This is a genomic window from Nostoc sp. (genome assembly GCF_036917135.1).
In the GTDB taxonomy this organism is placed as follows: domain Bacteria; phylum Cyanobacteriota; class Cyanobacteriia; order Cyanobacteriales; family Nostocaceae; genus Nostoc.
The window spans coordinates 1-12299 of the sequence record NZ_JBALEA010000081.1 but is presented as its reverse complement, the minus strand read 5'-3'; the positions used below and the strand labels follow the sequence as shown (position 1 = coordinate 12299).

General features: G+C 43.2%; 9 protein-coding genes and 1 pseudogene. 6 read left to right on the top strand and 4 right to left on the bottom strand.

Annotation, left to right across the window (positions count from 1 at the left end):
- Window positions 1-12: 12 nt before the first annotated feature.
- The 3 genes and pseudogenes from atpC to V7K50_RS30840 all read right to left on the bottom strand — a co-directional run.
- Window positions 13-426 carry an ATP synthase F1 subunit epsilon gene (gene atpC, locus V7K50_RS25760; RefSeq protein ID WP_334965089.1) on the bottom strand — a complete coding sequence of 138 codons (414 nt, stop codon included), beginning with the start codon at window positions 424-426 and terminating at the stop codon, window positions 13-15.
- 109 nt (window positions 427-535) lie between these two features.
- Window positions 536-1984 (bottom strand): F0F1 ATP synthase subunit beta, encoded by a 1449-nt coding sequence (gene atpD, locus V7K50_RS25755; RefSeq protein WP_334965086.1) that lies wholly within the window; start codon window positions 1982-1984, stop codon window positions 536-538.
- Between the two features lie 312 nt (window positions 1985-2296).
- Window positions 2297-2392, bottom strand: a pseudogene (locus tag V7K50_RS30840) (PEP-CTERM sorting domain-containing protein); the annotation flags it as partial.
- A 1235-nt stretch (window positions 2393-3627) separates the two neighbouring features.
- On the opposite strand from V7K50_RS30840, the gene V7K50_RS25745 reads away from it, so the two are divergent.
- Window positions 3628-4452 carry a SirB1 family protein gene (locus V7K50_RS25745; protein ID WP_334965082.1) on the top strand — a complete coding sequence of 275 codons (825 nt, stop codon included), beginning with the start codon at window positions 3628-3630 and terminating at the stop codon, window positions 4450-4452.
- 36 nt (window positions 4453-4488) lie between these two features.
- On the opposite strand, the gene V7K50_RS25740 is transcribed toward V7K50_RS25745, so the two are convergent.
- A complete protein-coding gene (locus V7K50_RS25740) occupies window positions 4489-4932 on the bottom strand; it encodes an SRPBCC family protein (RefSeq protein ID WP_334803895.1) in 444 nt (147 codons plus the stop codon).
- Window positions 4933-5280: 348 nt separating this feature from the next.
- Between V7K50_RS25740 and V7K50_RS25735 the strand changes: the two genes are divergently transcribed.
- The 5 genes from V7K50_RS25735 to V7K50_RS25715 form a co-directional block, all read left to right on the top strand.
- Complete coding sequence (locus tag V7K50_RS25735; RefSeq protein WP_334965080.1) at window positions 5281-6933, top strand: mechanosensitive ion channel; 1653 nt, start codon at window positions 5281-5283, stop codon at window positions 6931-6933.
- A 377-nt stretch (window positions 6934-7310) separates the two neighbouring features.
- Entirely contained in the window at window positions 7311-8342 is a 1032-nt protein-coding gene (locus V7K50_RS25730; protein WP_334965078.1) for an HNH endonuclease, read from the top strand.
- Window positions 8343-8643: 301 nt separating this feature from the next.
- Window positions 8644-9090 (top strand): hypothetical protein, encoded by a 447-nt coding sequence (locus tag V7K50_RS25725; RefSeq protein WP_334965076.1) that lies wholly within the window; start codon window positions 8644-8646, stop codon window positions 9088-9090.
- Window positions 9091-9613: 523 nt separating this feature from the next.
- The gene (gene dxs, locus V7K50_RS25720; protein ID WP_334965074.1) at window positions 9614-11521 is read left to right on the top strand and encodes a 1-deoxy-D-xylulose-5-phosphate synthase; all 1908 of its coding nucleotides are present in this window, start codon (window positions 9614-9616) and stop codon (window positions 11519-11521) included.
- 473 nt (window positions 11522-11994) lie between these two features.
- On the top strand, window positions 11995-12299 hold a 305-nt coding region (locus tag V7K50_RS25715), incomplete at its 3' end, for a M10 family metallopeptidase C-terminal domain-containing protein (RefSeq protein ID WP_334965072.1).

Here is a 12299-nt window from a genome sequence, read left to right as displayed (position 1 = left end):
TTTTCGGTAAAATTAGACCAAACCGCCAGCCGCTTGAAAGCGAGCGCGGGCGCGTTTGAAGCCTTGGGTTGCCTTGATTTGGGCTTGGCGATCGTCTCCTGAAACTTGATTTAGACTTGCTTCTGCTTGGTTGTAAGCAGCACGAGCTTCATCAAGGTTAATTTTGTCGCCACGTTCAGCGCCGTTAACCAGAATTGTCACTTCATTTTCTTCGACTTCGGCAAAACCACCCAAAAGAGCGATCGCTTGCCAATTCTGATTTTTGGCGGCGCGAACTCGCATCACACCAATATCTAGGGCGGTCAAAAGTGGTGCGTGTCCAGTTAGGATACCTAGTTGACCAGTAGTGCTAGGCAAAACGACTTCTTCAGCTGGGGCATCCCATACTGTTTTGTCTGGGGAAATTACACGAACGGTTAATGTCATTTATCTTTTGTCCTGTGTCTTTTGTCTTTTGTCAGTTGTCTTTTGCCATTAGCCATTAGCCATTGAACTAATGACTAATGACCAATGACCAATGACTAATGACCAATGACTAACCTTTCATTTTTTCAGCTTTGGCGATCGCTTCGTTAATATCGCCAACCAAGTAGAAAGCCTGTTCTGGCAAAGCATCCAACTCACCAGACAGAATCTTTTGGAAGCCTTTGATGGTATCTTCCAACTTCACGTACTTACCAGGAGAACCGGTAAATACTTCTGCCACAAAGAACGGCTGAGACAAGAAACGCTCAACTTTCCGGGCCCGTGCTACAACGAGACGGTCATCTTCAGACAATTCATCTAGACCCAGAATGGCGATAATGTCTTGGAGTTCTTTATAACGTTGCAGAGTTGATTGCACCGCCCGAGCCGTATTGTAGTGTTCGTCACCTACAATGTTAGGCTGAAGCATGGTGGAAGTGGAATTAAGCGGGTCAACTGCGGGATAAATTCCCTTCGATGCCAAACCGCGAGACAGCACTGTTGTACCGTCCAAGTGGGCGAAGGTGGTAGCAGGTGCGGGGTCGGTGAGGTCATCCGCAGGTACGTACACTGCTTGAATGGAGGTAATGGAACCCTCTGTAGTCGAGGTAATCCGCTCTTGCAGTTCACCCACGTCGGTTCCCAGTGTCGGCTGATATCCTACGGCTGATGGCATCCGACCCAGTAGCGCCGATACTTCCGAACCTGCTTGTACAAACCGGAAGATGTTGTCAATAAACAACAGCACATCCTGCTTGCTCACGTCCCGGAAGTATTCTGCCATTGTCAATCCTGACAGACCAACCCGCATTCTGGCTCCAGGTGGCTCGTTCATTTGACCATACACAAGAGCAATTTTGGAATCATTAAGGCTCTCGTTATTGATTACCCCAGATTCGATCATTTCGTTGTAAAGGTCATTGCCTTCACGGGTGCGCTCACCCACGCCAGCAAAAACGGATACTCCACCGTGCTGAGTAGCGATGTTGTTGATCAACTCCATCATGATCACGGTCTTACCAACACCAGCACCGCCGAATAGACCAATCTTACCGCCGCGTCGATAGGGAGTCAGAAGGTCAACAACTTTAATCCCAGTCTCAAACACTGAAGGTTTGGTTTCCAGGTCGGTGAATTTGGGGGCAGAGCGGTGGATGGGTAGAGTTGTCTCAGCGTTTACAGGTCCCCTGTTGTCCACAGGTTCGCCAAGGACGTTGAAAATCCGGCCCAAAGTGGCTTTACCAACTGGTACGCTGATGGAAGCGCCTGTATCGGTGACTTCAAAACCACGCACTAAGCCTTCGGTGGAACTCATCGCCACAGTCCGCACCTGGTTGTCGCCCAGCAGTTGCTGTACTTCAACGGTGATGTTGATTTCCTGTCCAGCTTCGTTGGTGCCTTTGATTTTCAAAGCGTTGTAGATTTGTGGCAATTTCCCGCCGGGAAATTTAACGTCTACAACTGGCCCAATGATTTGGGTAATGTAACCAATGTTTGTTTTTTCTGCGGTTGTGACCATGCTGCGCCTAATGAGTGAAGCTAGATTTCAGATAAGGTCGGAGAAGACATAATAATAAGCAATGTCACCTTTCACTCTAGCACCGGACGGGGACATAACTCCCTTAGTAATTCCTTAAAAAGGAGTTTGGCGGCTGTGGTTGTAGTCTTCATCCTGACCTTGATCCCTAATCTCATTTTTGAGATGCGATCGCCCTAACTATCACACGCTGTAGCTAAAGATGCCAGTTTCTAAATTTACTAGCTATTTACACTTACACGAAAAAAGCTAGATTTTGATACCTGGCTTTTGTTTGATAAATTAAAGATTCTATTAGCAGTGAACTTGCTGCTTTTGCTTGCGCTTGAATTTAGAGGTGATACCAAAAGCACCCAAACCAAGCAAGCCAATCAAAGAAGCTGGTTCAGGAACAGCAGCAGTGTGATATGTTACATTATCCAGCACTAGAGTAGCATTGTACCAATTTACACGAACTTCATCAACCAGTCCTGTATAACCCGATGACAGAAAAGTTGGTGTAGAAGAAGGTGTAAGTGATGCAGATGTTGCCTGTAGTGTTCCTCCATTGTAGAGTGAAAAGCTTACTGGAACAGAGAAATCATATCCAGCAAAATAACCGCCATCAAATATTACGGGTGATGCAAAGTAGAATGGAATGCTGGTGGTTGGCCTAACACCCCATTTGCTAGTGTTCCCATAGATTCGGTTCGGAATTGACTTAGGAGGGTATGGGTTTTGAGCAAAACCGTAATAAATCCAATTATTATCCCATTGGATTCCACCATAGCCATCGGGTACTAGAAGGTTATTATCTGTTGGAAGGTTATTACTTGTTAGATCGTCAAATGTTACGACAGTAGAGGCATTGGCATTTGTAGAAATGGCTACAGCTGACAAAGTACAAGTCAAGAGTGTAAGCGTTGCGCGGAAAACGTGATAGGTCTTCATTAATTAACCTCGCTGTATCTAAATACACACAAATTTAGAAGCAAAATTACAGCAGTTTTCATGTATTTAGACCACAATTATAAGACCTAACCCCCAGCCCCTTCCCTACAAGGGAAGGGGAGAAAATCAAAGCCTCTCTCCTCGTAGGAGAGAGGTTTGGAGAGAGGTCTATTTGTGGTTCATTTACCTGAAAATCGCTGTAAACAAAATCTCCTCTAGCAGGCGAAGATTTAGCCTTTCGTTGCGATCGCACAGACAAGCAGTATTTACTAGGCTACTGGTATATTATTATTAACTTGATTTCAGCTAAATCGTAGCACCATGAACATTATTGGTAAATAAAGTTGAAAAAAAAGTATTATTACTGATGTTCACTAAAAATTATAATAGTAATTTGTATTAATCTAAAATATAAAAATTGCCCAAAGTATACTATATAGGAGATTTCCGAGAAAGAAAATACCTGTGTTGGCGAGTTTCGACACTTCGACTCCTTTCGACTGCGCTACCTCGGCTCCGCTCGGCACAAGTCAAGGCAAGCCGCTCAGTGGATCATATCTACAAACTACATTTCCAAAACTTCTGAATATCCATAAGATAAAGATAGATGCAAAAAACTGCTTTTAGCCAAGCTGCGATGTCTGGTTTGGCCGTAGCTGTGGCTTGATTTTCACACTTTCACCGAGCAACAGCTTATGAATTTATCGTCAGCGCGACAATATTTTTATCAGGAGATCCAGCAGTCTGACGATCGCATTGACCTGGCAAAGGCAGCTTTGTATATTGCACTAGAAGAATATCCCAACCTAGACCCAGAGGAATACCTCAACGCCCTTGATACAATGGCATGGGAGTTACAAGAACGCCTGCCTTCTTCACGATATCCTTTGCGGATAGTTCAAAGTATTAATCAGTATCTCTACGATGATTTAAAGTTTTCTGGTAATAAAATTGACTATTATGATCCTCGCAACAGCTTTTTGAATAATGTAATTGACCGCCGATTGGGGATTCCCATTACCTTGGCGCTGGTTTACCTAGAGGTTGCTAGACGGATTGATTTTCCGATGGTGGGTGTGGGGATGCCAGGACATTTTCTGATTCGCCCAGATGTTCCAGATATAGAGATTTTTGTGGATGCTTTCAATGGCGGTGAAATAATATTTGCCCAAGATTGCGAGGAACGGCTTTCTCAACTTTATCAGCAACCTGTGACGCTGCAACCAGAATTTTTAGCTGTAGTCAGTAATCGGCAATTTTTGGCACGGATGCTGACAAATTTAAAATTTATTTATATGAAACAGGAAGAGTTAGAAAAAACGCTAGCAGCAATTGAGCGAATTTTGCTGCTGTTTCCTGGTTTAACTTTAGAAATGCGCGATCGCGGTTTGATCTATTATCAACTCGGTTACTACCCCCAAGCCGTAGACGACTTACAAAATTATTTAACAAAAGTTCCTGATGCCCACGATGCATCTATGATTCGGCGGTTACTTACCGAATTGGGGAGTGGGGAGTAGGGAGTGGGGAGTGGGGGGATAATCACGAATTACGAATTATAGTTGTTCTTCTGCGACTCGTTTGAGGCGGCGCAGTTGGGCTTGCATATCTTCTTTTGTCCAAGATGCGGCAAAGGTGTTGAAGCCCCAACTAACTAGAGGGTTAGGGATATCGTACTCAAAACGGTTGAGTAAGAGTGTTCCCTTTTCTGTGGGTTGACATTCCCAGCGATCGCGCCCTTGAAAAAATCCCTGAAATTCCCAGACTACCAAACCCGGTTGTCGTTCTACAACTACGCTATTCAACGTGGGTTTCAGTAAAGGAATTTGAATGATAAAACGGCTTTTACTGCCGATATCGGTACTCCAAGCTTCGCCCACAGGTTCGCAACGGAGGACGGGATTGAGCCAACGGTGCATGAGAGTTAAATCGCTAATACAGCGCTCCACCACCGTAGCTGTAGCATTAATTTGAATCGATTGTGACAAAACTTGGGACATTCCACATCTTTGGTGCTGTTGCTGCAACTTAGAGTAACGCAAAATTTAGGGGAGTGGGGAGATGAATTAATAACCAATAGACATCTCCAGGAAAGAAAAAAGACCCCTCTCCAAACCTCTCCCCGAAACGGAGAGAGGCTTTAAAACCCCCCTTCCCTACGAGGGAAGGGGGTTAGGTCTGGGTGCAAATTTGTGGTATCTAAATCTTTTTCGGAGATGTCTAATGCCCAATGCCCAATACTGAATGCCCAATGAATTGATATATATGTATGTGTTTACTGGTAAATTGATAGGCAAAACACTGACTCAGTGTTTGCGGCGAATACTTAAGCATAATTCCCGAAAACCATGAACACAACTTGGCAAGGAATAACCCAGGTGATTGGAGTTAATTTGTCCACGGTGCAGCAATTTTTGGCACAATCATCGCCCAGCCTGCCACCGATACAACCAGCAGTGAATCAAGGAATTGCTGATGTGCAAGGTATTGTTCAACAGTTGATTCTGTTTACGCCCCGTCTACTGGGGGCGGTGGCAATTTTGTTAGTCGGTTGGCTAATTGCAGCGATCGCAGCAGCAGTAACCCAAGGAATCCTCAAGCGCACAAACATCGATAACCGCATTGCCGCAGGGGTAACAGGTCGTCAAGATGTTCCCCAGGTGGAGAAAATCGTCTCCGGCTTAGTTTTTTGGAGCATTATTCTGTTGACGGCGGTAGCTGTTTTACAGACATTGGATCTAGAGGTAGCCTCTCGACCCCTGAATAGTTTTCTTGATCAACTTATTGGCTTTTTGCCCAAGTTGGTTGGTGCGGGAATCCTTTTAGCAACCGCCTGGTTTTTGGCAACCATTGTCAAGATTATCACTGTGCGCTCATTGCAGGCATTCAATCTGGATGAGCGTTTGAATCCAGAACCAGAAGACACAGTACCTAGCCTCAATCAGTTGTCTCTAAGTGAGACCATTGGCAATGCTCTGTATTGGTTTATATTTTTACTGTTTCTCGCCCCAGTTTTAGATACTCTCGGACTGAGACAGGCTCTACAACCAGTACAAGCTCTAATTACCCAAGTTCTGCTAGTTCTGCCGAACATTTTAGCGGCGGCTTTAATTGCTGTAGTTGGCTGGTTCATCGCTAATGTAGTACGGCGGATTGTGACGAACTTGCTGGCGACAACTGGTATCGACCATTTAGGCAGTCGGTTGGGATTATCTGCAAGTGCAGGGGTGCAACCTCTATCGAGTATTCTCGGCACAGTTGTCTATGTTTTGATTTTGATTCCTGTAGCGATCGCAGCCCTCAATGCCTTGCGAATTGATGCGATCTCAATACCTGCGATCGCCATGCTGCAACAGGTTCTCAATGCCCTACCTGCCATCTTTACAGCCGTAGCAATTTTGATTGTGGCCTATTTCATCGGGCGGTTTGTCGCGGATTTAGTGACAAGTATTCTCACCAATTTAGGCTTTAATAACATTTTCACTATTTTGGGTCTGACAACACCCAGCAGACGAATCGTAATTTCCACAGAATCAACAACCCCCAATATTCCCAGCCGCACTCCATCGGAAATTGCAGGCATTGTTGCCTTAGTGGGTATCATGCTGTTTGCAACGGTGGCGGCGGTGAATATCTTGAATATTCCCGCCCTGACAGCATTAGTGTCTGGTATTGTGATCATATTCGGGCGGATTTTGGCGGGATTGGTGATCTTTGCCATTGGCTTATTTCTGGCAAATCTCGCTTTTAACATCATTACCAGTTCCGGCGATCGCCAAGCCCAGATTTTGGGTCAGGTGGCGCGGATTGCCATCATTGGTTTAGTCTCGGCAATGGCACTGCAACAGATTGGAGTTGCTAGTGATATTGTGAATTTAGCCTTTGGACTTTTATTAGGTGCGATCGCAGTTGCTATTGCCCTAGCCTTTGGTCTTGGGGGACGCGATATTGCACGAGAGCAAGTTCAAGAATGGCTAAACTCTTTCAAAGGTAGAAACTAAAAATTGATGAAGGCGCAATTGACTTTGTAAATATCGGTAAGTGCAGCCCATAGCATCAATAGTCAAAAAAATCTACCGGCAATTGTGCTTAAAAGATTGAAAATTAGAGTTTAGAAGCTCGGAGTTTGAGTGTATAACTTGACGTTTCAAGTTATACACTCAAACTCCGAGTTCTGAGGTTGAAATTCCAGGTTAAGAGTCGCGCAATCTCGTTTCCAGAATATTTTTTAAATTAACATACACAAAAGATATAAACCGATTACTATCTCTTTAAAAAATTCGCAAGTAAATTCATTATTAATGCTGAGGTGATTATCAGTTTTAGAAAGAGAAACTGGAGCAAACACTTCACACCAGAAATGAAAGGTTACTAAAAAATGGATTTTATCAACCAAGCACAGAATTTTGCAGATACGGTTAAAGATAAAGCTCAAGAAGTAGCCAACAATCTAGTAACCGGGATGGATGAGGTAGTTGATGGAATCAAAAACGCTACTGTCGAGATGACTACTTCAAGTATCCATACAGTTAATGATTTACAAAGTTTGTCAACCATAGCAGCACAATCAGGTTTTCAAACTATTCAAAATGTTAGTAAAACATTTGAAAAAACTGCTGTTGGAGTTGCTGCATCTAGTATGGTTATGGCTGATGCTTTGCAAAATTTACCAAAGACAGCTGCCGAATTAGCCCTAGAGATGCCCAAGATTGCAAATAGGCTGAGATATCGTGCTGGTGTTCGGGTGGGAGACTTACCTCGCTCTGATGCCGATGTCATGAAGCTTTTTGAGAAAATTCCTGGCACATCAAAGCTTGGAGGCAAAGAATATACAATTCGTCAATTTCTTCGGGATAAGCATGGTAGCCACATCAATCCACGTTCCCAAGGTGGATCGAATGCTGCTGATAATATCCTTTGGGAAGTAGGTGCTGACAATCTCCATCGGGGTGCGAAAGTAATGACTGTTGGCGAGCAGTTTTATATTCGGGTTTATAATGCAGTAGATTCTATTGTCAGCAATTCTGCAACAATTGCTAAACTTGGCATTACTGCAACGGGAACAGCTATTCTCACCCAGGTTGTAGTAACCGCGATTTCCTACTCTTTGGATCTTTATCGGGGCGACATTACTGTTGAAGAGTATAAAAAGTTAATTTTTGAAGCAGCAAGGGCAGCAGGTATTGCTACACCAATTGTTTTTTTGATATTGGTGGCTGTGTTAGCTTTATTTCCAGAATTTACAATTATTTTGTCGTCACCACTAGTTGTTGCAGGTTTTAATTCTTTATTTGGTATTGCTATTGCTGTACCCATCATTCACTCGCTAGTGCGTCATGTCCAAGCTGGAGGTTTTGGGATAGAAGCTGCTGATGCTTACAAGACTGCATTTGATGGTTCTACGCTCTGAAATAAGCTGTTTCAGTGGGACTGGGAATAGTACCCCTCTCGTGCGTAAGCATAGCTCGCCGGAGGCATCGCTGCGCGAACAAAACTTGGTTGATGTCTGAATCCCCTTCCAAGTTTTCCTAATCCCCAGCGATGCACTGAGCTTGTCGAAGTGTCCCTAGTCCCCAGTCCCTTTTTCAATCTATCAAAATAGTGAATTTATTTAATAACTAATGACGCAAAAACTTCTATCTAGGGATCGATATGGTTAATCAGCCAAATGAAGTAAAAATAGTATACTAAATCACATGAGATTGTATTCTATGAAATTGAACTATGTTACCAAACAGCTTTCCACAGTAAAACGCTGGATGGCTACAACAGTGTTTTGTATGTTAGCGATCGCTTTCCTTTGGCAAGGCGCATTTTTCTCGAACACCTCAGCAATGGCTGATCCGGCTGCAACCTTGATCGCATCATCAGACGCAGGCGATCGGGTTCAAGAAAAAGCCAGTGAAGATGCTGGACGAGCCAAGAATTTCATCCAAGATGCGGCAGATAAAGTTAAGCAAGCTGCTAAGAGTAATGCCAATAAAGTTGACCAAGCATCAGACAATGGTAGCTTTGTTGAGCGCAAAGCCAAGAGAGATGCGGCGACAATTCAAAAAAGAGCAAATGAAGATGCCGATCGGACTCAAAAAGCAGTAGATAAAACCAAAAATGCTGTTGAACGCACTGTTGATAACATCAAGGATGCTTTTGGTAAATAGAGAATAGATATAGAAATTCTATTTTGTAAGAATTTTAACCCGCAGATCCCCGACTTCGTAAAAGTTGTCGGGGATCTTGTTGTTTACTTGCGATCGCTCACAAAATTAGCTGCTGTTACCGAAGAATAGAAGAAACTATTGTTAAATATTTCCCAGTAATTATGCTAGATATATAGTTAGAAATGAGATATTTAACTTTCTTTTGTACTAACTTTAAAAGGCAAAAGTGAGTAATTCACTTAGGAAACTTCCGCAACTTGCTTCATCAAAACTTGTTTTTCTATACGGACTACAGACTATTTTTAAGTAGCATCACTAATTGACAAATGTGTTATAAGTTTAACTGATTGCAACCTTATTTGACAAATTGTGAATGGATCACAAATTTTTCACCATTATCAATTAAGAAGTTATACTTTCCACTACAACTTAGTAACAATATAAGAGTTTGATTCTGTGGACAACCCGACCGTGGGAAAATCAAAATACCGAAACTCGAAGTTAGAGAGGAAAACCTTATAATATGCATCTGAGCGAAATCACCCATCCTAATCAGTTGCACGGTTTATCTGTTCGCCAACTGCAACAGATTGCCCGTCAGATTCGAGATAAGCATCTCCAAACAGTAGCAGTTAATGGTGGACACTTAGGACCAGGGTTGGGTGTTGTCGAATTAACACTAGGGCTTTACCAAACACTGGACTTAGATCGCGATAAAGTGATTTGGGATGTAGGACACCAGGCTTATCCCCACAAACTGCTGACAGGACGCTACGATCGCTTCCACACCCTCAGACAAAAGGACGGAGTTGCAGGTTATCTCAAACGCTGTGAAAACAAATTTGACCACTTTGGGGCTGGACACGCTTCTACAAGTATTTCAGCCGCATTGGGCATGGCTTTAGCGCGAGACTTAAAAGGGGAAAAATTTAAAGCCGTTGCGGTGATTGGCGATGGGGCACTAACTGGAGGTATGGCTTTAGAAGCCATCAACCATGCCGGACACATGCCGAAAACTAATCTGTTAGTTGTTCTCAACGACAACGACATGTCTATATCTCGCAACGTCGGTGCGATTCCCCGCTATCTCAACAAAATGCGCCTTAGCCAACCGGTGCAATTTATTAAAGATAATCTTGAGGAACAGTTGAAGCAAATTCCCTTCGTGGGTGAATCCCTGTCTCCCGAACTCGGACGCATCAAAGAAGGGATGAAGCGCTTGGCTGTTCCCAAGGTAGGCGCAGTTTTTGAAGAACTTGGCTTTACCTACATTGGACCAGTGGATGGGCATAATCTCGAAGAATTAATTGCCACCTTCCAACAGGCACATCAGATACCAGGCCCAGTCTTGGTACACGTCGCAACAGTTAAAGGCAAAGGCTATGAAATTGCCGAACTAGATCAAGTTGGCTACCACGCTCAAAGCCCCTTCAACGTAGCAACTGGCAAAGCCATTCCTTCTAGCAAACCTAAACCCCCAGCTTATGCCAAAGTCTTTTCTCATACTCTAGTGAAACTTGCCGAACAAAACCCGAAAATCGTCGGCATTACTGCGGCGATGGCAACGGGGACAGGCTTAGATAAACTCCAAGCAAAACTACCCAATCAATATATTGATGTTGGCATTGCTGAACAACACGCAATTACCCTAGCAGCAGGACTTGCAACCGAAGGGATGCGCCCCGTTGCCGTTATTTATTCTACCTTCTTGCAACGTGCCTACGACCAGATCATTCATGATGTCTGCATTCAAAATCTGCCAGTATTCTTCTGCTTGGATCGGGCAGGAATTGTTGGTGCTGATGGACCCACACACCAAGGTATGTATGACATTGCCTATCTGCGTTGCATTCCCAACATAGCAATAATGGCACCCAAAGACGAAGCAGAACTGCAAAGCATGATAGTAACTGGTGTTAACCATACCAGTGGACCGATCGCAATGCGTTATCCTCGTGGCAATGGCTACGGCGTTCCCTTGATGGAAGAAGGTTGGGAACCTTTGGAAATCGGCAAAGGAGAAATTCTGCGTACAGGCGATGACGTGTTAATCGTCGCTTATGGCACAATGGTTTATCCAGGGATGCAAGCTGCGGAAATTCTCAGCGAACATGGCATTGAAGCAACTGTAATTAATGCCCGTTTCGTTAAGCCTTTGGATACCGAGTTGATTTTGCCTTTAGCTAAGAAAATTGGCAGGGTTGTCACTTTAGAAGAAGGCTGTGTGATGGGTGGGTTTGGTAGTGCGATCGCAGAAGCTTTACTAGATGCAGATATACTAGTTCCTGTCAAGCGATTCGGTGTACCAGATGTATTGGTAGATCATGCTGAACCCAATGAATCTAAGACAGAACTAGGCTTAACTAGCGATCAAATAGCAGAGAGAGTGTTGCAAGCTTTCTTTAAGCAGCAAGTATCTGCTGTGGTTTAGTTAATTCTTTGTAAAATGAATCGCCCACACTTGTTACTCAGGTGTGGGCGATTTGCTTATGAAAACGGCAAGTTTAATATTAGTAATATCATGTTCGGTTAAACCTTAGTCAATTACCGAAAATTATCAGGTATTAAATAATTACTGAAATTTATTTTCATTTCTCCATTATCTGTATACTTAATTTAGTTAATTAGTAGGATCATTATACCATCAATTCAATAGCAGGATCAATTTAGTAGCAGGCGATCGCTTTATAGTTTTCATGGGTTCGACGAATGAAGTTTAACCCCGTATTTTGTCGTGGTCTTTTTCAAAAACCAAACCAAATTCCGATTGATTGAGAGTGAAGAACAACATAATAATTAATATTTAATATTAATTATTGAGTTCAAAAAAATCATGTAATAGATATTACATGATATGTCAAATTCTGTCTGCACATTTTAAACCCAAAAAAGCACAGTAAAACTATGGCTATTCAAGGAACAAACAGGAACGATAATTTAGTCGGCACTTCTGGAAATGATACGATTCAAGGCTTAAACGGTAATGATACCCTTTCTGGGCTAGGTGGTAATGATCAATTATCAGGCGGTGCAGGTAATGATGTCTTCAAATTGGCATACTATCAAGAAAAGGATGTCGTCATTGATTTCGTCCGAGGACAGGACAAAATTGACGTCAGAAGTCTGAATATTAGTGATTGGACTACCTTGCAAACGCTAATTAGTAATGACAATCAAGACAATGCTTTGATTACGACTTTTTTTGGTGG

What these genes read in the sequence shown, in the direction of transcription:
- atpC (WP_334965089.1), bottom strand. Translation starts at nt 426, where the DNA reads ATGACATTAACCGTTCGTGTAATTTCCCCAGACAAAACAGTATGGGAT.
- V7K50_RS25730 (WP_334965078.1), top strand. Translation starts at nt 7,311, where the DNA reads ATGGATTTTATCAACCAAGCACAGAATTTTGCAGATACGGTTAAAGAT.
- dxs (WP_334965074.1), top strand. Translation starts at nt 9,614, where the DNA reads ATGCATCTGAGCGAAATCACCCATCCTAATCAGTTGCACGGTTTATCT.
- V7K50_RS25735 (WP_334965080.1), top strand. Translation starts at nt 5,281, where the DNA reads ATGAACACAACTTGGCAAGGAATAACCCAGGTGATTGGAGTTAATTTG.
- V7K50_RS25740 (WP_334803895.1), bottom strand. Translation starts at nt 4,932, where the DNA reads ATGTCCCAAGTTTTGTCACAATCGATTCAAATTAATGCTACAGCTACG.
- V7K50_RS25725 (WP_334965076.1), top strand. Translation starts at nt 8,644, where the DNA reads ATGAAATTGAACTATGTTACCAAACAGCTTTCCACAGTAAAACGCTGG.
- V7K50_RS25745 (WP_334965082.1), top strand. Translation starts at nt 3,628, where the DNA reads ATGAATTTATCGTCAGCGCGACAATATTTTTATCAGGAGATCCAGCAG.
- atpD (WP_334965086.1), bottom strand. Translation starts at nt 1,984, where the DNA reads ATGGTCACAACCGCAGAAAAAACAAACATTGGTTACATTACCCAAATC.